Below are 24,350 nucleotides of genomic sequence, written 5' to 3'. Positions count from 1 at the left end.
AATCAGCTTCCCAACAACCCGCGCGCCGCCAGGTTGCGCATCAGCTGTCCCAGCCCAAAGTGCCAGGCCGGCGCGCTGTCGCTATGCGTTACCACGTTGCGCAAGGCGCCCAGCTTGGCCGCCGAGATGCAGACCCGGTCGCCCACCTTGTGCGTGAAGCCGCCCCCGGGGTGATCCCTGTCCTCGGTAGGCGCGAACAAGGTGCCCAGGAACAGCATGAAGCCGTCGGGATACTGGTGGTTCCGATTCAGTGTCTGCGCCACCAGGTCCAGCGGATCGCGGCTGATCTGCGCCATCGAACTCGCCCCATCGAGCACGTAGCCGTCCTCGCCCTCCACGCGCAGCGACAGTTCGCAGCCGCGCACGTCGTCCAGGTTGAACGTCTCGTCGAACAGCCTGACGAAAGGTCCGATCGCGCAGGATGCGTTGTTGTCCTTGGCCTTGCTTAGCAGCAGCGCACTGCGGCCCTCGAAGTCGCGCAGGTTGACGTCGTTGCCCAAGGTGGCGCCGACGATCGCGCCTTCGCGCGTGACCGCCAAAACCACCTCGGGTTCGGGATTGTTCCAGGCCGACTTGGGGTGGATGCCGACCTGGCTGCCCGTGCCCACCGCCGCGAGGACGGGCGCCTTGGTGAAGACCTCGGCGTCGGGGCCGATGCCCACTTCCAGGTATTGCGACCAAAGGCCCTGGGCCATGAGCACCGACTTGAGCTGGGCCGCTTGCGGCGACCCCGGCTTGACCGCGCGCAGGTCAGTGCCTATCGCATCGACGACGGTGCGCCGCACGCCTTCGGCCCGCGATGGGTCGCCCTTGGCCTGTTCCTCGATGACCCGCTCGATCATGCTGGCCGCGAACGTCACCCCTGCCGCCTTGATGACCTGCAGGTCGGCCGGCGCCAGGAAACGGGGCTGCGCGGGGTCGGGGTCGTCGCGCGTATTCGCCAGCACGCCGGCGACCGAGCCGATATGCCGGCCGGCGGCGGCGCGTACGGCCTGCACCGGCTGCGCCGCATCCAGCAGATCGCTCAGGGTGGCGAAGGACGAGGACAGGTCGTACACGCCATCGCCGCGCAGGACGACCGGCGAGGGACCGCCGGGCTCGCCATCGCGGCCCGGCACCCAGGCCCGGCCCACCAGCGTGCCGGCGACGCCGTCCGTCGGCAGCGTATTCTCAGGAGTCAACATCAGCATGGTCGTCCGCGCAGATAGGAAATGGGACGACCAGTAGACCAGATGACCGCGATAAATCCCAATGAGGAAATCTCAAGGATTGATATCATTTCGTTATCGAGGGCGGACGAGCACCCACGCATGGAAAACGGCGACATCGCATACGGCCAGCTCTGCGGCTGGCTCAAGGCGCGGCACCTGGTGCTGATCGACACGCTGGCCCGCACGCAGAACATGCATGCCGCGGCGCAGCAAATGAACCTGACGCAACCGGCGCTCAGCAAGATGCTGCGCGACATCGAGGCCTTGCTGGGCTTCGGACTGTTCGAACGGCTGCCGCGCAGCATGCCGCCCACCGAGCTGGGCGCGCACGTCGCCGCCTACGCCCGCATGATGCTCAACGACACGGCCAAGTTCGTGGCGCAGATCAATAAGCTGCGCAGGGGCGGACACGGGCACGTGAAGATAGGCGCCATATTCGCGGCCACGTTCAATGTCCTGCCCGAAGCCATCGCCCGCGTGAAGGAACAGCGCCCCCTGCTGTCCGTCGAAATCCTGGAGCAGACCAGCGACAAGCTGCTGGACATGCTGGAGCGCAAGGAGATCGACATCGTCATCGGCCGCTTCCGGGAAGACCGGCACAGGCAGCTGTTCGACTTCACGGCCCTGGGCGCCGAACCCTTCGCCCTGGTCGGCAACGCCAGGCACCCCCTGGCCAGGAAGCGCAAGAACCCGACCCCGGTCGCGGCGCTGCGCGACTGGCCATGGGTGCTCTATCCGGCCGGCACGCCGATACGCGAACGCATCGACGAGGCCTTCCATGGCGCGGGCGTCGAACCGCCGGGCAATACCGTGGAAACCATCTCCATGCCCACCTTTCTCCAGCTGCTGCACTCCGGCACCACCATCGCGCTGCTGCCGGTGCCCATGATCCAGGAACAGCTGGACCAGGGCCGCCTGCGCATCCTCGACAGCCGCCTCAAGGTGCAGCCGTTGGAATACGGGGTGATCCGCCGCAAGGACGAACCCCTGTCGGCCACCGCGCGCCTGTTCACCGAAACGCTGATCGCGCAAAGCGACGAACGGCGCGCACGCGCCTAGCAAACCGCCGAAGGACACCATGCCCCGCCCCATCCCGCCGTTGAATCCCTTGCGCGCCTTCGAGGTCGCCGCCCGCCATCTCAGCTTCACCCGGGCGGCCGAGGAGCTTTGCGTCACGCCCTCGGCCGTCAGCCACCAGATCAAGGTGCTGGAAGACAATTTGGGAATCTCGCTGTTCGTTCGCGATACCAAGTCCCTGATCCTGACCAGCGCGGGCAAGGCCTATCTGCCCGGCGTCCAGGAAGCCTTCCGCCAATTGGTGCAAGCCACCTATCGCGTGCAGCGCGAAAGCCAGGTGCGGGCGCTGAAGCTGAACCTGCCGCCCACCTTCGCGGTCAAGTGGCTGATTCCGCGCATGAAGCGGTTCAAGGCCCTGCATCCGGACGTCGACCTGCGCGTATCGACGTCCAAGAACATGTCGGACTTCGAGCGCGACGACGTCGACATCGAAGTCCGCTACGGCCGCGGCGACTATCCGGGCCTGCATGCCGAGCGCTGCCTGGCGGTGGCGGTCACGCCGGTGTGCAGCCCGGCGCTCTTGCAGGGGGACGCGCCGCTGGCGCGGGCCGGCGACCTGCGCCATCACACGCTGCTGCACGACGACAGCACCTATGACGACGTCAGCAATCCGGACTGGGCCACGTGGCTGGCCCATGCCGGCGTGGAGGGCGTGGACACCGCGCGCGGCCCGTCCTTCTGGCCCAGCCACCTGGTGATCGATGCCGCGATCGATGGCCTGGGCGTGGCCCTGGCCAAGCGTAACTGGGTGCGCCGCGACATCGACGCCGGACGCCTGGTCGAGCCCTTCCCCGAACTCGCGCTACCCATCGAGTTTTCCTACTACCTGGTCTATCCGGAAGCGCGTGCGGCGGACCCGCGCATCCAGGCGTTCGCGACCTGGGTGCGCGATGAACTGCAGGCGGACGGTGGCGACGCCTGAGGGGATCAGGCGGGCGGGGGGGCGGCCGCAAGGCCGAATGCCCCGGCGCGCCGCCAGCCTGCCACGCGCTCGCTGGAGATACCCAGCTCGTGGAAGACTTCTTCCGTGTGCTGTCCCAGCAAGGGGGCCGGACGGCGCACCTGCTGGGGCGTGCCGCCGAGCTTGACCGGAAAGCCCAGCGTCTTCACGCGCCCTTCCACGGGATGGTCGACCTCCATCACCATATCGCGCGCGCGTGCCTGCTCGGTATCCAGTGCCTCCTCGTAATCCAGGATGGGCGCGGCCGGCACGCCGGCGGCCAACAGGCGCTCGACCCAGGCCTCGGCCGGCGCGGCGGCCAGCGCCGCCTCGATCAGCAGGATCAAGGCGGCGCGGTTTTCCAGGCGCGCCACGTTGTCGACGAAGCGCGGGTCGCGCGGCAGGTCGGGCCGCCCGATCACGTCGCAAAGCGCGCGCCACAGCTTGTCGTTCGCCGCCCCGATCACCATATGGCGATCGGCCGCGCGCACGGCCTGGTAGGGCGCGCTCATGCGGTTGGCGCTGCCCAGCGGCGCCGGCACACGGCCCGTGCCCCAGAACTCCGCGCTTTCCCACACCGACAGGCCTAGCGCCGTTTCATACAGCGAGGCATCGATGTATTGCCCCAGGCCCGTGCTCGCGCGGCCGATGACCGCGCTGAGGATCGCGTACGCGGCGAACAAGGCCGCGCCCAGATCGGCGAAGGGCACGCTGGATTTCATGGGCGCGCCGCCCGGCTCGCCCATGACGCTCATGGCGCCGCAGCTGGCCTGCGCGATCAGGTCCAGGCCGGGACGGCGGGACCAGGGGCCGGTCTGGCCGAAGCCGGAAATGCTGGCGTACACCAGGCGCGGATTGATCGCGTGCAGGGTCTCGAAGTCTATCTTCAGGCGGGCCGCGACCCCGGGGCGGTTGTTCTCGACCAGGATGTCGGCCTGGCGCACGAGTTCGTAGAAGGCCTCGCGGCCCTCCGGGTGCTTGAGATCGATCTCGACGCTGCGCTTGTTGCGGTTCAGCGCGAGAAAGCCGCCGCTATCGTTGCCCTTCAGTCGAAATCCCATGGCGCGCCGGGTCTGGTCTCCCGTGCCCGGGGTCTCGACCTTGATGACGTCGGCCCCCATGTCGCCCAGCAGCATGCAGCAATAGGGCCCGGCCATGATCTGGCTGACATCCAGGACGCGCAGATTGGCGAGTGGAAGCGTCATTGTGTAGTCCTCGGATTAGGTAGCGTGGTGAATGCAGGATGCAAAGAGGAGAAGTCAGCGGGCAGGAGTCAGCGGGCAAGAGTCAGCGGCCGACGAAGGCGGGACGCGACTTGGCGAGGAAGGCCCGGTAGCCGATGGCAAAGTCTTCGGTATCGAAGCAGTCATAGGCCTCGTCCAGTTCCGCGTCGGTCAGGGGACGCGCGTCCGCCAGCCGCTGCACGAAGCGCTTGTGCCAGCGCGCGACCAAGGGCGCGCCCGCGGCGATGCGGCGCGCGGCGGCGCTGCCCTCTTCGTCGACCGTGGCATCGTCGACCACGCGATTGACCAGGCCCTTGCGCTGGGCCTCTTCCGCGCCGAAGACCCGGCCTTCCAGCACGATTTCCAACGCCACCGCGCGGCCGGCCAGCGCCACCAGTCCGCTCAGCTCGCCATAGGACATGACCAGCCCCAGCCGGTTGATGGGCGCGCCGAAGCGGCTGGACTCGCCGCAGAGGCGCATATCGCAGACGGCCGCCAGCTCCAGGCCGCCGCCCACGCATGCGCCATGGATGAGAGCCAGGGTCGGGTGGCGGCTATCGGCCACCGCACGCATGGCGCGGTGCGTCACGCGGCCATAGGCGCGCGCGGCTTCCTTGTCCCGCCGAGTGCGGGGGAACTCCTCGATATCGGCGCCGGCCGAGAAGGCCCGTTCGCCGGCCCCGCGCAGGATGATGCAACGCACGTCGTCATCGGCGCCCAGCCGATCCATGGCGTCCGCAAGGCCCTCCCACATGGCCTGGTTCATGGCGTTCATCTTTTCCGGGCTGTTGAGGATGACGGTGGCAATGGCGCCGTCGCGTTCGACGATGATGGGTTCGGACATGAGGATCTCGTTCTGGAGCCGGCGCGGACGGCGCGGCGGAGGTTCAAAGTGTAGGAACGCCCCGCGCGAGGGGCCAAGCGAGAAATATTGCGGCGCCTTTCAAGAAAAACTCGTGCGTGGCTGTGAGAAAAACTCAGCGCCGGTTCAAAAAATTCAACGTTGCGATCCCCTCGCCGGTCTTCCTACACTTCCTGCCATCCATACCGCCGCGCCACGAAGCGTCGGCGGACAACGACGAGGAGACACCCATGAACCGACGCCAGCTACTGACGGCAGCCGCCGCCTCGGCGCTATTGCCCGCGACGCTTGCCCCGTTCGCCAGCCGCGCCCAGGGCGCCTTGCCCAACCCCATGCGCGTCGTCGTCGGCTTCCCACCCGGGGGCGGCACCGACATGGTCAGCCGCCTGCTGGCGCAGAAACTGGGCGCCATGTGGAATATCTCCGTCGTCGTGGAAAACCGCGCGGGAGCGGCAGGCGTCATCGCGGCCGACTATGCCGTCAAGCAGCCGGCCGACGGCAGTTGCCTGCTGATGACCAACTTCAGCAACCACGCGGTTGCGCCCAGCCTCTATCCCAAGCTGGGCTACGACGTCGATCGCGATTTCACGCCCATCATGCTCGCCGGCATTTCTCCCAGCATGCTGGTCTGCCGCGCCGACCAGCCGGCGCGCACGCTGCCGGCGCTGGTGGAACGCTGCCGCAAGGCGCCCGGCACCGTCACCTTCGGGTCGGCCGGCCCCGGGTCCGTGCAGCACCTGGCGCTGGAAATGTTCAAGCTGCGGGCCGGCATCGACGCGCTGCACGTGCCCTACCGCGGTTCCGGCGCGATGATGGCCGACCTGCTGGGCGGACAGATCGACTACAGCTTCGAGACCATGCCGTCGGCGACGCCACAGGTCGCCAGCGGCAAGCTGGTGGCCATCGCGCAGACCCGTCTGCGCCGCTCGCCCGCGCAGCCGGACGTGCCCACCGTCGCCGAACTGGGCTATCCGGGTTTCGACGCCAGCACCTGGTATGGGCTGGTGGGGCCCGCCGGCATGGATGCGGCGCTGGTGAAGCGCCTGAACGCGGACCTCAATACCATCCTGCGGCTACCCGACGTCGTCGAGAAAATGAAGACCTACGGCGCGGAGGACGGCGGCGGCAGCCCCGAACAGTTCGCGGCGTTCATCGCCGCGGAAAAGACCAAGTGGGCCAAGGTCATCCATGACGCCCACGTCACCGTCTGACGCACCTGAGGCCCCTGCGGTCTCTGAGGTCTCTGAGGTCTCTGAGGTCTCTGAAGTGCCCGAGGTCCCCGACGTCCATATGAACCGGCACGGCGCCCGCGCCATGCCGGTCCCGTCTCCACACAGATGCCGCGGGAACACCCCGCGCGCGGTCCAGGCCAGCCCATGACCCCTATTACCTGCATCGAGGACCTGAGGGTCCTGGCGCGCCGCCGCGTGCCCAAAATGTTCTACGACTACGTCGACGTGGGATCGTGGACCGAATCCACTTACCGCGCCAACGAAACGGATTTCCAGCGCATGCTGCTGCGCCAGCGCGTAGCGGTGGACCTGACGACGCGCGACACGCGGGCAACGATGCTGGACCGCGCGGTCAGCATGCCGGTTGCCATCGCGCCCACCGGCCTGACAGGCATGGTCCGGGCGGATGGCGAAATCCTCGCGGCGCGCGCCGCCAAGCGTTTCGGCATTCCCTTCACGCTGTCGACGGTCAGCATCTGCTCCATCGAGGACATCGCCGACGCGACCGACGGCCATCCCTTCTGGTTCCAGCTGTACATGATGCGCGACCGGAACTTCGTGGAAAAGCTGATCCGGCGCGCCCACGCCGCGCATTGCGACGCCCTGGTGCTGACGCTGGACCTGCCCATCAGCGGACAGCGCCACAAGGACTTGAAGAATGGCCTGACCGCGCCGCCTCGCCTGACCCTGCTGAATCTGCTGAACATGGCCGGCAAGCCCGGCTGGTGCCTGCGCATGCTGCGCACGCCGCGCCGCACCTTCGGCAATATCGTCGGCCACGCGGAAGGCGTGGGCGACATGGCATCGATGGCGGACTGGAGCTCGCGCAACTACGATCCCTCGATGACGTGGGACGACATCGCCTGGGTGCGCCGCCTCTGGGACCGCAAGCTCATCCTCAAGGGCATCCTGGACCCCGAGGACGCGGCCAAGGCGCAGCGGGCCGGCGCCGACGCCATCGTCGTTTCCAATCACGGCGGCCGCCAGCTGGACGGCGCGCCGTCCAGCATTCGCGCCCTGCCGGCCATCGTCGACGCCGTGGGCGCGCGCACCGAAGTGCACCTGGACAGCGGCGTGCGCAGCGGCCAGGACGTTCTCAAGGCGCTCGCACTGGGCGCACGCGGCGTTTTCATTGGCCGTGCGATGCTCTACGGCCTGGGCGCGCTGGGCGAGGCCGGCGTCACCCTGGCCCTGGAGATCATCCGCAAGGAACTGGATCTCACCATGGCCTTCTGCGGACGAACCGCCATCGGGCAGGTGGATGCGGACGTGCTGCTGCGGGACACGCCGGAATTGCCGCGGGCGCTGGCGGCGTAACGGGGCTAGCGGGCCTAACAGGCGTAACGGGCGAGGCGGTCGAGGCGGGCGCGAGGCGGGCCTCCCCGCGCGCCAGCAGGAGGGGAAAGCCTGAAGGCTGCGCTGAAAGCCCGCGCGGCGCAGGGGCTGGGCGAAAACCGCTATGCTCCCGGCTTGGCCCCGTCCATCAAGAAAAGGCGACAGCGGCGCGGGCACGATGCCGTCGCTGCAAAAATCATGACCCTCAAGCAACTCGAAGCGTTTTACTGGGCGGCGAAGCTGGGAAGCTTCGCCATCGCGGCGCAGCGGCTGCACGTCACGCAATCCTCGCTCTCCAAGCGCATCGCCGAACTTGAAGCGTCCATCGGCGCGCCCCTCTTCGACCGCTCCAGCCTGCGCGCGGTGTTGACCGACCTCGGCCAGCGCACCGTCCCGCTGGCCAGCCAGATGCTGTCCCTGAGCGATACGGTGCGCGGCCTGGTCGCCGCCCCCGAAGGCCTGCACGGCATCTGCAAGTTCGGCATCAGCGAACTGGGCTCCCTCACCTGGCTGCCCCGTTTCGTGGCCAAGCTGCGCGATGCGCATCCGGGCCTGGTCCTGCGTCCGTACGTGGACCTGGCCCGCCAGCTGGAACGTCGCGTCATGCGGGGCGAACTGGATTTCGCCGTCTCGCCCGGGCCGTCGCCCGAAAGCGACCTGCAGGCCGAGGTCATGAGCGAGGTCCGCTTTTCCTGGATGGGCGCGCCGGCACGCATGGGTTCCTGTCGCGCGCTGCGCCCGGACGATTTCGAGCGCCATCCCGTCATCACGATGACCGAGGACTCAGGCCTCACGCGCGCCTTCGACGCCTGGGCGGCGGCCCAGGGCCTGCAAGTCCAGCGCATCCTGGCTTGCAACAGCCTGCTGGCGATCACGGGCCTCACCGTCGCGGGCATCGGCATCAGTTTCCTGCCGGCGGCCTACATGGGCGCGTGGGTCAAGCAGGGAACGCTGGTGGAGCTCGCCAGCACGCCGCCGCTGCCGACGCTGGACTATTGCTTCCTGTCCCGGCGTGACGACAGCCGCGGCATGATACGCACCCTGCGGAACTTCGTCCGGGAGGCCGTCGACTTCTCCGGCGGCCTGCCCGCTCCGCCGGTCGTCCATGGCGGATGAACCGCGGACAGCCTCTCTTGTTTCTTTTTTTGAATAAAAGCCCAGTCGTTTAAATCGCTTTTCAGCACGATGGCTCCTGTCTCATGATTACGTCCACGAGAACGAAAAATCAGGAGACCAAACATCATGCAGCGCCACTCGACGCGTATCCGCCCCTGGGCTACGGCCCTGCTCCTGGCGGGCGTCCTGCCCGCCGCCCACGCCGCCTGGCCTGACGACCAGCCCATCGAGGTCGTCGTGGGATTCGCCGCCGGTGGCGGCACGGACCTCATGGCGCGCGCGCTTGCGCCCTTCATCGAGAAGCGCCTGGGCGGCCACGCGCGGGTCGTGGTGCTGAACAAACCGGGCGCCTCCGGCGAAATCGCCAATGCCTATGTCGCCCGCGCCAAGGCCGACGGATACACCCTGGGCATCATCAACGTACCCGGATTCAGTTTCCTGCCGCTGTACAAGAAAACGCAGTACCGCGTGGAGGACTTCACGCTCGTCGCGCGCGTGGTGAACGACCCCACGGTCCTCATCGCCAAACGCGACGCCAGGTACGCCAGCCTGGCGCGGATCGTCGACGCCCTGGCCAAGAGTCCGAAATCTCTGTCATTCGGCTACAACGGCGTGGGCACCAACGGCAATCTGGCCTTGCTGCAACTACAAAAGATTGCCAAGGTCCAGCCGAACGATGTCCCGTTCAAGGGGACGGCGGAATCCAAGACCGCCGTGCTGGGCGGCCACCTCGACTACGCCTTCGTCAGCGCCGGCGAAGTGCCCGAGTTGCGCAGCGGAACCTCGAACCTGCGCGCGATCGCGCAGTTCGGCGAACAGCGGTCCTCGGCCCTGCCCGACATTCCGACGGCGACCGAGGCCGGCTATGCGGTGACGATGACCTCGGAGCGCGGATACGCGGCGCCCAAGGGCGTGCCGGCGCAGGTGATCGCGCGGCTGCAAAAGGCCATCGCCGACAGCATCGCCGATCCCGATTTCATCAAGGCGGCGAGCAGCGACGCGCCCGTATTGGCCTACCTGCCGGGCGCCGAGTGGCAGGCATCGCTGGCCAGGCAGGCGCCCGCGCTGCGCGAGATCGCCGACCGGATGCCCAAGGAATAAATGCGCAAGAATGCTGGCGCCGGACTGGCGCCGGCCAGTGATCAGGCTGGAGCGACATCGATGTACAGAGTGAGCAGGCTGGACTTATGGGTCCACCCGGTCTTTGACGAACTGATCGCCCGCGCGGCGGACTTGAGTGTGCTGCCGGCGCGCGGCGACGACGCCGCCACCCTGGCAAGGTTGGGCGCATCGCACGCCTATCTCGTCTCCGCCGCGCGAGACGAACTACCGGCGGCCTGGCACGTATCGCGAGAACTGCTGCGCGCGTGCCCCGACCTGCTGTGCGTGGCCTCTTCCGGGGCCGGCTATGACACGGTCGATGTCGCCGCCTGCACCGACGCCGGCGTCGCCGTGGTGAACCAGGCCGGCATGAATGCCGACTCCGTGGCGGAGCACACATTCGCGCTGCTATTGGCGGTGCAGCGGCGCATCGTCGTCTCGCACCGGAAACTCAGCACCTGTTCGGGCTTCAGCCGTGAATCGCTCATGGGCCACGAGATCCGCGGCACGCGCATCGGGCTCGTGGGCCTGGGCCACATCGGCCGCCGCGTCGTGGGCATTGCGAAAGGCTTCGGCATGACCGTCTGCGCCCATGACCCCTACCTGGACGCAGAGACCATCCGGGCATGCGGCGCGGAGCCTGTCAGCCTGGCGACCTTGCTGGCCACCTCGGACGTGGTCTCCCTGCATTGCCCCTTGAACGACGAGACCCGCGGCCTGTTCGGCGCGCGCCAATACGCCGCCATGAAGCGTGGCGCGGTATTCCTGACGACGGCGCGGGGCGGCATCCACGACGAGGACGCGCTGGACGATGCGCTCGCCTCGGGCCACCTGGCCGGCGCCGGACTAGATGTGTGGCGCGTGGAACCTCCGCCCAAGGACGCGCCCCTGCTGCAACGGGACAACGTCGTGGCATCGTTTCATACCGGCGGCGTCACCCACGAGGCGCGCCGCAACGTCGCGCGCGGCGGCGCCGAACAGATCCTGATGATGCTGCGCGGCGAACGCCCGCCGCGCCTGGTCAACCCCGAGGCCTGGCCTGCCTTCATGAAGCGGCTGGACGGACTGAAGCGGCTGGACGGGCGCTGACCGCGCGAACCGCAACGGCCAAAGGATCCCCGAGGGACATGGCGGGATTTATTCCTATCCAGACTTATTCCATGAAAATTACTCTCTTGCTGTGATCAAACCTCACCCTTAGCATCGGTGGCATCTTCCAGCCGGAGCCGCCATGACCTCGCCTGTCCCGACCTTTTCCCATGCTCTCGTCACCCGCGACGACCGGGGCATCTACACCCTGCAAATCCACGATGCCAAGAGCCTGAATATCCTGGCCACGCCGGTCACCCTCAGCCTGATCGAGGCCGCCCGCTGGATCGCGGCCCAGGACGATGCCCGCGCGGTCGTCATCCGCGGCGCTGGCGACAAGGCCTTCGTCGGCGGCGCCAACATTTATGAAATGGCCGAACTGGATCCGCAAGGCGCCCGCGTCTTCATCACGCGACTGCGCGACCTCTGCGACGCGGTCGCCGCCATCCCGGTCCCGACCATCGCGCGCCTTCCGGGCTTCTGCCTGGGCGTCGGCATGGAACTGGCCGCGGCCTGCGACATCCGCCTGGCGTCGGCCGACGCGGTCTTCGGCATGCCCGAGGTCCGCGTGGGCATTCCGTCCGTGATCCACGCGGTGCTCTTCCCGGCCATCATCGGGCAGGGACCCACCAACTGGCTGCTCCTGACAGGAGACACCGTGGACGCGAACCAAGCCGCGCAATGGGGCTTCGTGGAGTTCGTCAGCGAGACCGGCGGACTCGATGCCCTGGTCGAACGCACGGCGGCGTCCATCGCGGCGAGCGGCCCGCGCGCCGTGCGCGCGCAAAAAGGCTTGCTGCGCTATTGGAGCGAGTCCACGGCGCAGGCCGGGCTGGACCGCAGCGTGGCCGTGTTCGGCGACGCCTACACCACGGACGAGCCGCGGCGCTACATGGCGCCCTTCCTCGACCGCAAGAAGCGCCAGGAGGCCCGGTAATGCCCGGTACGCTCGCGGGCGTGCGCGTCGTCGACATGACCTCGGTGGCCATGGGTCCCTACGCCACGCAGATCCTGGCTGACCATGGCGCCGAAGTCATCAAGGTCGAATCGCCGGAAGGCGATGTGTTCCGCATGTCCGCGCCCGCCGCGCATGCGGGCATGGGCCCCGCCTATCTCAATCTCAACCGCAACAAATACAGCGTGACGCTGGACGCCAAGGCGCCCGCCGACCACGCCAGCCTGCTGCGCCTGATCGACGGCGCCGACGTCTTCGTCTCGAACGTCCGTCCGGCGGCGCTTGGCAGGCTGGGGCTGGACGCCGCGACGCTGCGCGCGCGCAATCCCCGCCTCATCCATTGCGCGGCCGTGGGTTTCGGCCAGGATGGTCCCTATGCGGCCCATCCGGCGTTCGACGACATCATCCAGGCGATGAGCGGGCTGGCAGACCTGCAGGGCCGCAACAGTGGCGCGCCGTCCTACGTGAACACCATACTCGCCGACAAGGTGGCGGGCCTGACACTGGCCTACGCCATCCCGATGGCCTTGTACGAGCGCGAGCGCTCCGGACAGGGGCAGGCCATCGAGGTTCCCATGTTCGAGACGCTGGTCTCGTTCACCCTGGTCGAGCACATGAGCGGCCACAGCTTCGTTCCCCCGCTGGGCCCCATGGGCTACAACCGGGTCTTGTCGCCGCAACGCCGTCCTTATCGGACACGGGACGGATACCTGGCCTTGCTCCCATATACCGATGCCCAATGGCGGCGATTCTTCGCCCTGGCCGGACGCGATGACCTGGCCTCGGATCCCCGCTACGCCGACGCCGCGGCCCGGGCGCGGCATTTCGACGAGCTATACCAGGACCTGGCGGACATCGTCGTCCTGCGCGGCACGGACGAATGGCTGGCGCAACTGGCGGACGCGGACATCCCGCATGGCCCGGTGAACACGCCGGAAGCCCTGCTCGACGATCCTCACTTGCGGGCGACGGGGTACTTCCAGCGCATGGAGCACCCCACCGAAGGGACGTTGACGACGACAGGAATCCCGGTGCGCTTCTCGCGCACTCCCGGCGCCATCGGCCGCCCCGCGCCGCGCCAGGACGCCGATCGCGATATGCTCCCGCTTGCGCGCTGAGGCAGCCATGGCCGAGAGCGCACGCCGGCGACCTCGACCATGAACATCACTCTCAAGCAATTACGCGTTTTTTGCGCGCTCTACGAACTGCGCAGCTTCACGGCGGCCGCCCGCGCGGCCTTCGTCACCCAGTCCGCCGTCAGCAAGCTCTGCGCGGAACTGGAGGCCGAAGTCGGCCAGCCCCTGTTCGAGCGCTCGACGCGCAGCGTCACCCCCTGCGAGGGCGCGGCGGACTTCTATGCCTACGCCCAGGAAATCCTCGGCACCGTGCGCGCCGCCGAGCGCAGCATGTCGGGCCTGCGCACCCTGGAACGCGGCACCGTGGGCCTGGCCACCTCGCCGCTGATGATGGCCGGCCTGCTGGGCGACGTGGTGGCGGATTACCACCGCGCCTATCCCAGTGTGAAACTGGACCTCTTCGAACTGTCGACCGATGACACCATAGAGCACGTGCGCAACGGCTACGCCGACTTCGGCATCGTCTCCATCGAAACCCCGGCGGACGAACTGGCCACGCGCGTCATATACCGCGACACCTTCCACGTCGTGGCCGCGCCCCGCCACCCGCTGACGCGCAAGCGCCCGGTGACGTGGAAGGACGTGGCCGCCCATGACCACATCATGCTGCGCAACGTCTATAGCGTGCGCCGCAGCCTGGACCGGGTCGCGGCCGACCTGGACCTGGAATTCCGCTATCGCGTCGAAGCGGGCATGCTGGTCTCCGCGCTGAAACTCGTGGGCGCGGGGCTGGGCATCACGGTCGTGCCCGGCTATGCCTGTGACCTGGCGCGGCAACTGGGCCTGCGCATCCTCGCCATCGACGGCGCGCGCAGGCACGGACACGAACTGTGGCTGATCCAGCGCCGCAACGCGCGCCTGTCGCTGGCGGCGTCGACCTTCCTGCAAGCGACGGAGAAATATCTCGTCCGGCGACAGGCGGGGGAAATTAATCCCGGACTGGAATAAGTCTATGAAAATTAGTCCATTGTTGAGATAAGCGCCACGCACGCATCATACGGCTTGAGTTAAAGAGGCCACCCACGGCCCCTGACAGGAGACAAGCATGACTCAACCGTCCGGCGCACGGCGCCGACTACTGGCCGCCGGCCGCCTCGCCGCCCTGGCGCTTTTCGCATGCGCGCTGCCCAAGGGCGCGGCGCTGGCGCAGCCGGCCTACCCCGACAAGCCCATCACCATCGTCGTGCCGTTCTCGCCCGGCAGCGCCACCGATACCAGCGCCCGCATCATCGCCGAAAAACTCGGCCCGCGCCTGAGCGTGCCCATCGTGATCGAAAACAAGCCCGGCGCGTCCGGCACGATAGGCTCGTCGTTCACTGCGCGCGCACAGCCTGACGGCTACACGCTGATCCTCACCAGCAGCTCGACCCACTCGGCGACACCTGCCCTGTTCCGCAAGCTGTCCTTCGACCCAACGGGCGATTTCATCCACATCATCCGTATCGCCACCATCCCGATGATGCTGGTGGTGCGTGACGATGCGCCCTATCAGTCCTTGCAGGCCCTGGTCAAGGCGACCCAGGCCAAGCCCTTGAACTACGCCTATGGTTCGCCCACGAGCCAGATCGCCGGCGCCACATTCAACACCGTGGCCGGCGCGGCCGCCAATGGCGTTCCTTACAAGAGCCAGCCGCCGGCCGTGACCGACCTCATGGGCGGCCACGTCGACTACCTCTTCGCCGACCTCTCCGTCGTCACGTCCTTCATCCATTCCGGCAAGCTGCGCGCACTGGCCTACACCGGTCACGAACGCGCCAAGGAATTCCCCGGCGTGCCGACGCTGGCAGAACTGGGCTACAAGAACTTCGACCTGGTCGTCTGGGTAGGGGTCGCCGCGCCGGCCGGCACGCCCGACGCCATCGTGCAAAAGCTGAATCAGGAGGTCGCCGCCATCCTGCGCGAGCCCGACGTTCTCAAGCGTTTCGAGACCCTGGGCATGCAGGTATCGCCCAACACGGTCGAGGAACACCAGGCATTCGCCCAATCGCAGCGCCGGATATGGACGCAGCGCGCGATCGACGCGAAAATCGAACCTCAATAAAGACGGGAAGTCCGGTCACCAGCCATGAAAACGAGGCCATGCCTGGGTGTCGCCATCCGCGGACAGGGCCTCGTATTTCTCGAATTGCGCGCCCGTGGCGCAGGCATGGTTGGGCAGGATGCGCAGCCGCGAACCGATGGGAAAGCGCGCGACGATATCGCCGTCGATCCCGTCCTCACGGGCCACGATGCCATGCTCCTGGTTGGCGCCGACCATCAGGTAGCCGGCCAGCGGCGCGCCGTCCAGGCCGCAAACCTGTCCGTACTGGAAGTCCCGCTGCTGCCTGGACGTCCCCCTGTCCCGGCTCATCGCCATCCATCCGGCGTCCACGATAACCCAGCCCTTCTCGGGCTGGTGGCCGATCACGGTGGTAACCACGCTCAGCGCGATATCGTCCATGGCGCACACGCCGACGTTGTGCATCACCAGGTCGAAGAAAACATAGACACCGGCGCGGACCTCGGTGACGCCTTCCAGATGCGTGGCGCTCAGCGCCGTGGGCGTGGATCCGACACTGACCACGGGGCAGGGCAATCCCGCGGCGCGCAGCCGCTCCGCGGCCATCACGCAGCCGGCGCGCTCCTGTTCCGCCATGGCGCGCAAGGCGTCCGGCGTATTCAGTTCATAGCTCGATCCCGCGTGCGTCATCACGCCCTTCAGGCGCATGCCGCCTTCATGCAGGACCATGGCCACCTGCAATAGTTCGTCGCCTTCGGGATGCAGGCCGGAACGGTGGCCATCGGTATCGACTTCCACCAGGACCGGGAACGCTTCGTCATGCGCACGGCCGAAGGCTACGATTTCCCGGGCGGATGCCACGCTGTCCGTGATGATGGTCAGGTCGCATCCGCGCCGGCGCAGCTCCAGCGCGTGCGGCAGGCGATGCGGCGCGATGCCGACCGCGTAGAGAATGTCCACGACCCCGCCGGCGAAGAACTGCTCGGCTTCCTTCAGCGTGGAGACCGTGATGCCCCGCGCGCCCGCGTCCCGTTGCGCCTGCACGACGGCCGCGCACTTGGTGGTCTTTACATGCGGGCGGAAGGCGACGCCCAGCGCGTCCATGCGATCCTGCATGCGCGCGATGTTCCTCATCATGCGCGGCAGCTCGATGACGGCGGCGGGGGTGTCCAGGGTGTTCAGTGTCGAGGTCATGATGCGATTGCGTATGCGATTGTGGTTTTCCCGGCATGTACTCTACGCGGCGCGACGGCGTCCGTGGTTTAAAGATCCGACATCAATCGTTAAATAGAATTTAATGCCGGCGTCCACCACCGGCAGCTTGCGACGGGCTTGGCTCCTGAAAACCAGCCCGGTACGCGGGCGCGTTTCAATTGATTCCCTTATTGCTTCTTTGACACGCAACAAGTATGTTGCATCTCCAAAGGGTCATCCGCGCACCCCCCACGGCGGCCAGTCCCTGCAACAACAAGAGGAGACAACGATGAGGCCCATGGTTTCAAGCAAGGCCCCCGGCCGTCGACAATTCCTGCGCCAGGCAGGATCGCTGGGGCTGGCGAGCGGGCTGGGTGGCGCCACGCTGGACGCGCTGGCCGCCGCCCCGGGGACGGCGACACTGCCCTTTCCCAACGGCGAGCGCGACCTGGTATCGGGTTATCCACAGAAGCGCGCCATGATCCGCCAGACCACGCGGCCGCCGCAACTGGAAACACCCTTCCAGGTATTCAACGAAAGCATCATCACTCCCAACGACGCCTTCTTCGTCCGCTATCACCTGGCCAACATTCCCACCAGCATCGACGTGGCGAAGTACCGCATCAAGGTCGGCGGCCTGGTGACGAAGCCGCTGGAAATCAGCGTGGACGACCTGAAGAAGAACTACGGCAAGCCCGTGGACATCGTCGCCGTCACGCAATGCTCCGGCAACAGCCGCGGCTTCTTCCTGCCGCGCGTGGGCGGCGGCCAGTCGGGTAACGGCGCCATGGGCAATGCGCGCTGGACCGGCATCCCCTTGAAGCGCATCCTGGAAAAGGCGGGCGTGGGCGCCGGGGCCAGGCAGGTGTCCTTCGAGGGCCTGGACCGCCCGGTGTTGCCCGCCACGCCGGAATTCGTCAAGGCCCTGGACATCGCCCACGCCATGGACGGGGAGGTCATGCTCGCCTTCGCGATGAACGGCGCCGACCTGCCCATGCTCAATGGCTATCCGGTGCGCCTGATCGTGCCGGGCTATTACGGCACGTACTGGGTCAAGCACATCGCCGACATCAAGGTGCTGGACCACGAGTTCGACGGCTTCTGGATGAAGACTGCCTATCGCATCCCCGACAACGAGACCGCGTCGGTGGAGCCGGGCACGGCGCCGGCCAAGACCCGCCCCATCGGCCGCTACAACGTCCGCTCCTTCATCACCAGCCTGGCCGACGGCGCCGGCGTGCAAAAGGGCAAGCCGGTCGCGGTGAAAGGCATCGCCTTCGACGGTGGCAAGGGCATACGCTCGGTGCAGTTTTCCGCCGACGGGGGCAAGACCTGGAAGAATGCGACGCTGGGCAAGGACCTCGGCCCCTACTCCTTCCGCGAATGGCGCATCGCCTTCACGCCGGAACACGCGGGCGCCTACGAACTGAAGGTGCGCGCCACCAACAATGCCGGCCAGACGCAACCCATGGAGGCCTTGTGGAACCCCGCGGGCTATATGCGCAACGTCGTCGAGACCGTGCGCGTGAACGCCGCCTGAAGGAGCCGACATGAACCTGCCATCATCGAACGTCCGCGCGGCCGCCCGCGCGCTTTTCGTGACTTGCTGCGCGGCTTGCGGCCTGCTCGCGTCCGGCGCGGCCTGTGCGCTGGACGTGCAGCTTCCGCAAGAGACCGCCACGCTGCGACCGTCCAGCCTGCCCGGCGCCGCCAACGCCGCGCAGTGCCTGATGTGCCATTCCGCCGACTACATGTCGTCGCAGCCGCCGATGGGCAAGAGCTTCTGGGAAGCCGAGGTCAACAAGATGATCAAGACGTACGGCGCCCCCATCCCGGTCGACCAGGTCTCCGCCATCACGGAGTACTTGAACAGCGTCTATGGCGCGGATGCGCAAAAGCCGGCGAAATAGTAGATAAAGGCTGAAGCCTGAAAGCGGGAACCAAGCAAGCCGCACGGCTGTCCATCCTCCCGGATGCCGGGCTGGCGGGAAGACCTGTAATCTTCCTGTCAGCGCCGGATTGATATCGTCGCTTGCCCCACCGTGCCGTGCGTCCCGCACGGGCCGGCGCCAAGCTTTCAGCGTTTTTTCAGCAATATGAAGCTATCCCGCCGTACGTGGCTGCGTCACAGCCTGGCCGCTCCCTGCGGCCTCGCCATCGCCCCTTTTCTGTCCCTGCGGGCCGACCCCGCCCTGGCCGCCGCGTCGCCTTCCTATGCCATCGTGATGAATTCCGGCGAGGCCAGCGTCTCCGTCATCGACATGGCGACGCGCAAGATCGTCCGCACGCTGCCCACGCTGCGCGAACCCAGCCACTGGGCGTTGACGCCGGACCGCAGCCAGCTCTACATCGCCGACGCCAGCGGCAACGCGCTCTTCGTGGTGGATCCGCGCAAGGCCACCGCGATCGGGCACAAGACCATCGCGGATCCTTATCAGCTGGGCTTCAGCCCGGACCATCGCTATCTCGTCGTCAATGCGCTGCGGCTGAACCACGTGGACATCTACCGGGCCGACGACCTGTCGCTGGTGAAGCGCTTCGCGGCGGGCAAGATGCCCAGCCACCTCGATTTCGCGCCCGACGCCCGCACCAGCTTCAGCTCGATGCAGGAGTCCAATTCCCTGGTGGCCTTCGACCTGGCCAACATGACGGTGCGCTGGACGGCCCAGGTCGGCGCGACCCCCGCCGGCGTGCTGTGGCACAACGGCAAGATCCTGGTCTGCGTGATGGGCGCCGACCATGTCGCCGAGGTGGACCCCGCCAACGGCAAGGTGCTGCGCAGGATCAAGACCGGCGTGGGCCCGCACAATCTCTTCCTCGCGCCCGACAGGAAGACCCTGTACGTCAGCAACCGCATCGGCGGCTCCCTGGCCGCGCTCGATCCCGTCACCTACGAACTCCGCCGCACCTACCCGTTCCGCGCCGCCGGTCCGGACGATATCGGCATCGCGCCGGACGGCAAGCTGTGGATCGCCCTGCGCTTCCATGAACAAGTGGCCGTGCTCGATCCCGACAGCGGCAAGTACGAGACCATAGACGTCGGCCGCTCGCCCCATGGCATCTTCCTCACCACTCAGCTGGACCGGCCTGGCCTGGTCACGGCCGAGGTCCTGTGAGGGAGGCGCGATGCTGACCGCCATCGACCGCTACTTCAACATCCTGGCCGGCAATATCGACCAGTACCTGGTCCTGCCCCTGCTCTACCACTTCGGCTGGATGCAATGGGAAGAACTGTCCTTCGACTGGGCCCTGGTCTGCGTGTATGGTTTTTTCGCGGTCATCGCGACCTATGCCATCTGCTGGCCCCTTGAAGCCCTGTTCCCGATCGAGCGTTGGGACGACCGCAAGGCGGTCTTCACGGACGCGATATACACCGTCCTCAATCGGGTAGGGGTACTGCCCATCGTCAGCTTCCTGCTGTTCTACGAAGTGCAGGTCTGGGTCAACGGCTACATCGTCGATCTGGGCTATATCCCGCCCACCCTCGAATCGCTGGTGCCGTCCCTGATCGGCCATCCGGTCATCACCTTCATCGCCTACGCGCTCATCCTGGATTGCGCGGACTATTGGCGACATCGCCTGTCCCACATGTTCCGCGGCTGGTATGCCCTGCATGCGCTGCACCACGCGCAGCGGCAAATGAGCTTCTGGTCCGACGACAGGAATCATTTGCTGGACGACCTGGTCGCGGGGGTGTGGTTCGGCATCGTCGGCCTGGCCATCGGCATCCCGCCGCTGCAATTCCCCCTGCTCTTTCTCTTCATGCGCTTCATTGAAAGTCTCAGCCACGCGAATATCAAGCTGTCCTTCGGCTGGCTGGGCGACAGGCTGCTGGTATCGCCGCGATTCCACCGGCTGCACCACGGCCTGCGCGCGGCCGGGCGCCGCTCCTGCAACTACGGCGCCGTCTTTCCGTTCTGGGACATGTTGTTCGGCACCGCCGACTTCTCCAATGAATACCCGCCTACCGGCGACAAGCGGGCGCCGGAAGCAATGGCCACGGGCGGCTACCTGGCGCAGCAACTCAGCGGCCTGCGCTTCTTCCGCGATGAATTGCGCGCGGCGCGGGCCGGATCGAGGTCGCGGCACTGACGCAAGCTCCCGGTTCCTCTGCAGCGCGGCTGCCGGGCAGCCCCGCCAGCATGTTCGCGAGGAATCGGTTAGCGTTAGGATTCTCAAAAAAGAGTCGGAGCCATCCATGCCGGAACAGAGTCCCGAGCCCCCTCACGCCGAAGGCGGCATAGCCGAGGACAACCTGCCCTTTCTTCAGACGCATCGCAGGCTTCTTCTTTGCGGCCTGCTTCTGCTGATCGTGGCGGGCGGCGCGTACGGAATGAAGTGCCCGCCCAGCCTGGCCTTGCTGTTGGGATTCGACGTCGCCGCGCTGGTGTTCCTGCTGGCCACCGCGCGCGTTTTCGTCCGCGCCAGTCCGGCTTCCATGCGCCTGCACGCCAGCCAGCAGGACGTGGGGCGCTTCGGCGTGCTCTGGAGCAGCGCGGCGCTGTCCTGCATGGTGCTGGTGGCCCTGTGGGTGGAGCTGCGCGGCCAGACCGGCGGCAATGGCGCAATGGACATGCTGGCGGCCGCCACGACCATCATCATGTCATGGCTGTACATGAACATGATCTTCGCACTGCATTATGCGCATAGCTATTACGGCGATGACTCCACCATGCGGGAAGGCCTGGATTTTCCGGGCACGGAGGAGCCGGACTACTGGGACTTCGCCTACTTCGCGATGGTACTGGGGATGACGTTCCAGGTTTCCGACGTCCAGATCGTGAACCGGCGCATACGCCGCATGGCCCTGGTGCACAGCATCATCGCCTTCTTCTTCAACGTGTTCGTCATCGCCATCAGCGTCAATGTGGCCGCGGGCAAGGCCTGACGCACGCCAGGCCTGATGGAGCCGCCTGGCGTGCGCACCAGGGACGCTAGCGGCCTTCCCTCATCGCGTACGGACTCTCCCGCGCGCTCTCGCGAGTCAGCTCGATCGCATACTTGAGCGCACTGGACGGCGCCTTCGGGCGATAGGCGATGGCCAGGTTCGCGATGGGAGGCTGCCCGGTCAGGGGCACGTAGCAAACGCCTTCGGCTTGCAGTTGGCTCATGGTCTCGGGAATGACCGATACGCCCATGCCGGCCGCGACAAACGTCACGACCGATGTCAACTGCGGGACTTCTATGCCTTCGGCCGGCGTGAAACCTACCGATTCGCAGGCCTGCACCACGGCGTTGTACAGGCCCACGCCTACCTTGCGAGGGTAGAAGATGAACATCTCCGTCGCCAGTTCGCGCAGATCGATAGCGTCGCGTCCCGCCAGCGCGTGCGTGGCGGGGATCACGGCCAGCATGGGTTCGGACAACAGGGTTTCGACCCGGACGCCGGGCATCTCCGCGGTGGGCGCACGCACGAAGGCAAGGTCGACCGAACCCTTGTGCACGCGCTGCATGAGTTCCAGCGTGGAGTTCTCCACCAGGGAAACGTCCACGCCCGGATAGCGCCCCCGAAAGGTACGAATCAGGCGCGGCACGAAAGGATGGATGCTGGCCGAAACGGTGAAGCCCATGGACAAGGCGCCCAATTCGCCACTGGCGATGCGCCGCGCCGCCTGCCTGGCCCGGTCCGCCCCTTCCAGCACCAGCCTGGCCTCGACCAGGAACGCCTGCCCGGCTTCGGTCAAGGCCACTCCCCGGCGGTCCCGCACGAATAACTGCGCATTGACTTCGCGCTCCAGCTGCCTGATCTGCTGGCTCAAGGGCGGCTGCCCTATCCCCAGGCGTTCCGCCGCGCGCGTGAAATGCAGTTCGGTCGCCACGGCGACAAAGTATCTGAGATGCCGCAGTTCCATATCGAAAACGTCTTACAGAGGTTTTTTCATATATTGGACAGATTCTACCCGCGCACCTACGATCTCGCGTAAATCAGCGTTCATTTCAATAACGACTCCGCGAGACACCCGTCATGCCCCTGCTCAAGCGCGACAACGGCCCCAGCCTGCACTACACGGTCACCGACTTCACCGATCCCTGGACCGATGCGCCCTACCTCTTCCTGCAACACGGCTATGGCCGCCGCGGACAGTTCTGGTATCAGTGGGTGCCGCTACTCAGCCGCCATTTCAAGATCGTCTGCCCCGACATGCGCGGCCAGGGGCTGTCGTCCAAGGATTTCGACCTGAAGACCGGCTTTACGCTTGAAACCCTGAGCGACGATGTCATCGCGATCGCCAACGACCTGGGCGCGGACACCTTCCACTATTGCGGCGAATCCATCGGAGGGCTGACCGGCCTGGCCGTGGCGGGTCGCTATCCGGACCGCGTGCGCACCCTGATCAACGTGTCCGGCCCCGTGTTCATCTCCGACGGCGCGCGGCAAGGCTATGCGCTGGGCGAAGCTTCGTGGGCAGAGGCGATACGCGTCCTGGGCCCGCGCACCTGGCTGGACCGCACCAACGCCAGCACCCGCTTCCCGCCCGATTTCCCGCCCGGCTTCCTGCGCTGGTACACCGACACGGTGGAGCAGTCCGGCACCGAGGTCCTGGCCTGCCTGGCCCAGTTCGCCCTGGATGCGGACGCCCGTCCGTACCTGCCCAGGATCACCGCGCCCGTGCTGTGCCTGTACCCGCAAAAAGGCGCCATCGCCAACGACGAACAGCAGAACGCCTTGAAGACGCTGGTGCGCAACCTCGACCTGCGCCAGGTCGGCACCACCTTCCACATGATCCAGCACATCGTTCCCGAGGAATGCGTGGCGCTGGTACTGGCGCACATCGCGCGACATAGCCCAGCGGCAGCCTGAAACACGCCAGGCGCCAGGCGCCATTGCCCCGCCCGGCGCGACGGCGCTGGCCGCACAACAACATTCACGGAAATCCGGAGACACGCCATGCGTACCCTCAACCTCACCGTCCTCGCGACGGCGCTCGCGATCACCTGCTGCACCCCCGCACTGGCCGCGGGCAACCCGCCCATCACCATGCTGGTGCCGTTCTCGGCCGGCGGCTCCACCGACATCCTGGCCCGGGTGCTGGCCAAGGACATGGGCGAAAACCTGGGCACCGCGGTGATCGTGGAAAACAAGCCGGGCGCGGAAGGCTTCATCGCCGCCCGCCAGCTCAAGGTGGCCAAGCCCGACGGCAACACGGTCATGCTGGTGACCACCAGCGTGTACGCCATCAACCCGGCCATCTTCAGCGAAATTCCCTACGACTCACAGAAGGACTTCGCCACGATCGACGTGGTGGCCTCCTCGCCCAACGTGATCCTGGCGCCGGCGAACTCGAAGTACGTCACCCTCAGGGATGTAATCGATGCGGCCCGTGCCAAGCCCGAGGGCGTGTACTACGGCACCGGAGCGACCATGCACTTGCTCAATTCGAAATGGCTGGAAGCCCTGTCGAACACCAGGATGACCGGCGTCCCGTACAAGGGCAGCGCCGCGGTGTATCCCGACCTGATCGCCGGTCGCGTCGATTTCATGGTGGACCAGCCCCTGTCCTCCCTGTCCTTCATCCAGAGCAAGCAGCTCAAGCCGCTGGCGGTCACGTCCGCGCAGCGCTGGCAGCAGATGCCCGATGTGCCGACGGTAGCCGAGCAAGGCTATCCCGAGTTCACGACCACCTCGTGGTGGGCCTTGATCGCCCCAGCCGGCACGCCGGCCGCAACGCTGCAGAAACTGCATGACGCCGTGAGCAAAGGCCTCGCGACACAGGCCACGCAGGAGAAGATCCGCCAGATCGGCGCCGACATCACCCCCATGTCGCTGGCGCAGTCGCAGGCCTATACCCACAGCGAACTGGACAAGTGGAAGTCCATCGCCAACACCGCCAAGGTCAAGCTCAACTAGGACATGGAAGAAAAAACGTCCAAAAAAAACG

23 protein-coding genes are annotated in these 24,350 nt (G+C 66.7%); 18 read left to right on the top strand and 5 right to left on the bottom strand.

Annotated features, from left to right (window positions below; all coding sequences use genetic code 11):
- Positions 1 to 2 precede the first annotated feature (2 nt).
- The gene (locus tag C7R54_RS28405; RefSeq protein ID WP_129154272.1) at positions 3 to 1,190 is read right to left on the bottom strand and encodes a fumarylacetoacetate hydrolase family protein; all 1,188 of its coding nucleotides are present in this window, start codon (positions 1,188 to 1,190) and stop codon (positions 3 to 5) included.
- A 120-nt stretch (positions 1,191 to 1,310) separates the two neighbouring features.
- On the opposite strand from C7R54_RS28405, the gene C7R54_RS28400 reads away from it, so the two are divergent.
- Positions 1,311 to 2,270: a LysR family transcriptional regulator gene (locus C7R54_RS28400; RefSeq protein WP_129154271.1), complete on the top strand. Its 960-nt coding sequence runs from the start codon at positions 1,311 to 1,313 to the stop codon at positions 2,268 to 2,270.
- Between the two features lie 19 nt (positions 2,271 to 2,289).
- Entirely contained in the window at positions 2,290 to 3,210 is a 921-nt protein-coding gene (locus C7R54_RS28395) for a transcriptional regulator GcvA (RefSeq protein ID WP_129154270.1), read from the top strand.
- A gap of 5 nt (positions 3,211 to 3,215) precedes the next feature.
- Here C7R54_RS28395 and C7R54_RS28390 read toward each other — a convergent pair whose 3' ends face one another.
- Complete coding sequence (locus C7R54_RS28390; RefSeq protein WP_129154269.1) at positions 3,216 to 4,433, bottom strand: CaiB/BaiF CoA transferase family protein; 1,218 nt, start codon at positions 4,431 to 4,433, stop codon at positions 3,216 to 3,218.
- A gap of 82 nt (positions 4,434 to 4,515) precedes the next feature.
- On the bottom strand, positions 4,516 to 5,295 hold the full coding sequence (locus tag C7R54_RS28385; RefSeq protein WP_129154268.1) for an enoyl-CoA hydratase/isomerase family protein: 780 nt from the start codon (positions 5,293 to 5,295) through the stop codon (positions 4,516 to 4,518).
- 248 nt (positions 5,296 to 5,543) lie between these two features.
- On the opposite strand from C7R54_RS28385, the gene C7R54_RS28380 reads away from it, so the two are divergent.
- From C7R54_RS28380 to C7R54_RS28340, 9 genes are all read left to right on the top strand, one after another.
- A complete protein-coding gene (locus tag C7R54_RS28380; RefSeq protein WP_129154267.1) occupies positions 5,544 to 6,524 on the top strand; it encodes a Bug family tripartite tricarboxylate transporter substrate binding protein in 981 nt (326 codons plus the stop codon).
- Positions 6,525 to 6,689: 165 nt separating this feature from the next.
- Entirely contained in the window at positions 6,690 to 7,862 is a 1,173-nt protein-coding gene (locus C7R54_RS28375; RefSeq protein WP_129154266.1) for an alpha-hydroxy acid oxidase, read from the top strand.
- Positions 7,863 to 8,078: 216 nt separating this feature from the next.
- Positions 8,079 to 8,996 carry a LysR family transcriptional regulator gene (locus C7R54_RS28370; protein ID WP_129154265.1) on the top strand — a complete coding sequence of 306 codons (918 nt, stop codon included), beginning with the start codon at positions 8,079 to 8,081 and terminating at the stop codon, positions 8,994 to 8,996.
- Positions 8,997 to 9,122: 126 nt separating this feature from the next.
- Entirely contained in the window at positions 9,123 to 10,097 is a 975-nt protein-coding gene (locus C7R54_RS28365) for a tripartite tricarboxylate transporter substrate binding protein (RefSeq protein ID WP_129154264.1), read from the top strand.
- Positions 10,098 to 10,157: 60 nt separating this feature from the next.
- Positions 10,158 to 11,186 (top strand): hydroxyacid dehydrogenase, encoded by a 1,029-nt coding sequence (locus C7R54_RS28360; protein ID WP_129154263.1) that lies wholly within the window; start codon positions 10,158 to 10,160, stop codon positions 11,184 to 11,186.
- Between the two features lie 142 nt (positions 11,187 to 11,328).
- Entirely contained in the window at positions 11,329 to 12,123 is a 795-nt protein-coding gene (locus tag C7R54_RS28355) for an enoyl-CoA hydratase (RefSeq protein ID WP_129154262.1), read from the top strand.
- Complete coding sequence (locus C7R54_RS28350; protein WP_129154261.1) at positions 12,123 to 13,259, top strand: CaiB/BaiF CoA transferase family protein; 1,137 nt, start codon at positions 12,123 to 12,125, stop codon at positions 13,257 to 13,259. Before C7R54_RS28355 ends, C7R54_RS28350 begins: the two co-directional genes overlap by 1 nt.
- 39 nt (positions 13,260 to 13,298) lie before the next feature.
- Positions 13,299 to 14,225, top strand: coding sequence for a LysR family transcriptional regulator (locus tag C7R54_RS28345; RefSeq protein WP_129154260.1), 927 nt, complete (start codon positions 13,299 to 13,301; stop codon positions 14,223 to 14,225).
- A gap of 97 nt (positions 14,226 to 14,322) precedes the next feature.
- Positions 14,323 to 15,318: a Bug family tripartite tricarboxylate transporter substrate binding protein gene (locus C7R54_RS28340; RefSeq protein WP_129154259.1), complete on the top strand. Its 996-nt coding sequence runs from the start codon at positions 14,323 to 14,325 to the stop codon at positions 15,316 to 15,318.
- A 15-nt stretch (positions 15,319 to 15,333) separates the two neighbouring features.
- Here the strand turns inward: C7R54_RS28340 and C7R54_RS28335 are convergent, their stop codons facing one another.
- Complete coding sequence (locus tag C7R54_RS28335) at positions 15,334 to 16,470, bottom strand: DSD1 family PLP-dependent enzyme (protein WP_129154258.1); 1,137 nt, start codon at positions 16,468 to 16,470, stop codon at positions 15,334 to 15,336.
- A gap of 289 nt (positions 16,471 to 16,759) precedes the next feature.
- On the opposite strand from C7R54_RS28335, the gene sorA reads away from it, so the two are divergent.
- From sorA to C7R54_RS28310, 5 genes are all read left to right on the top strand, one after another.
- The gene (gene sorA, locus C7R54_RS28330; RefSeq protein WP_377812869.1) at positions 16,760 to 18,010 is read left to right on the top strand and encodes a SorA family sulfite dehydrogenase catalytic subunit; all 1,251 of its coding nucleotides are present in this window, start codon (positions 16,760 to 16,762) and stop codon (positions 18,008 to 18,010) included.
- Between the two features lie 10 nt (positions 18,011 to 18,020).
- Positions 18,021 to 18,380, top strand: a complete 360-nt coding sequence (gene sorB, locus C7R54_RS28325; protein WP_192903762.1) for a SorB family sulfite dehydrogenase c-type cytochrome subunit — start codon at positions 18,021 to 18,023, stop codon at positions 18,378 to 18,380.
- 186 nt (positions 18,381 to 18,566) lie between these two features.
- Positions 18,567 to 19,586, top strand: a complete 1,020-nt coding sequence (locus C7R54_RS28320) for a YncE family protein (protein WP_129154256.1) — start codon at positions 18,567 to 18,569, stop codon at positions 19,584 to 19,586.
- A gap of 10 nt (positions 19,587 to 19,596) precedes the next feature.
- Positions 19,597 to 20,562, top strand: coding sequence for a sterol desaturase family protein (locus tag C7R54_RS28315; protein ID WP_129154255.1), 966 nt, complete (start codon positions 19,597 to 19,599; stop codon positions 20,560 to 20,562).
- A gap of 106 nt (positions 20,563 to 20,668) precedes the next feature.
- Positions 20,669 to 21,358 carry a DUF1345 domain-containing protein gene (locus tag C7R54_RS28310; RefSeq protein ID WP_129154254.1) on the top strand — a complete coding sequence of 230 codons (690 nt, stop codon included), beginning with the start codon at positions 20,669 to 20,671 and terminating at the stop codon, positions 21,356 to 21,358.
- Positions 21,359 to 21,404: 46 nt separating this feature from the next.
- On the opposite strand, the gene C7R54_RS28305 is transcribed toward C7R54_RS28310, so the two are convergent.
- Positions 21,405 to 22,322 (bottom strand): LysR family transcriptional regulator, encoded by a 918-nt coding sequence (locus tag C7R54_RS28305; protein WP_129154253.1) that lies wholly within the window; start codon positions 22,320 to 22,322, stop codon positions 21,405 to 21,407.
- Between the two features lie 113 nt (positions 22,323 to 22,435).
- Here C7R54_RS28305 and C7R54_RS28300 point away from each other — a divergent pair, with 113 nt between their 5' ends.
- Together C7R54_RS28300 and C7R54_RS28295 are read left to right on the top strand one after the other, a co-directional pair.
- Entirely contained in the window at positions 22,436 to 23,272 is an 837-nt protein-coding gene (locus tag C7R54_RS28300) for an alpha/beta fold hydrolase (RefSeq protein WP_129154252.1), read from the top strand.
- Positions 23,273 to 23,359: 87 nt separating this feature from the next.
- Positions 23,360 to 24,319 carry a Bug family tripartite tricarboxylate transporter substrate binding protein gene (locus C7R54_RS28295; RefSeq protein ID WP_129154251.1) on the top strand — a complete coding sequence of 320 codons (960 nt, stop codon included), beginning with the start codon at positions 23,360 to 23,362 and terminating at the stop codon, positions 24,317 to 24,319.
- The last annotated feature ends 31 nt before the right edge of the window (positions 24,320 to 24,350 follow it).

Origin of the sequence: Achromobacter aloeverae (assembly GCF_004121055.1) — a bacterium.
Taxonomy (GTDB): Bacteria; Pseudomonadota; Gammaproteobacteria; order Burkholderiales; family Burkholderiaceae_B; genus Bordetella_C; species Bordetella_C aloeverae.
Note: the sequence above shows the minus strand (reverse complement) of the source record. Positions and strands in the feature narration are given on the sequence as shown.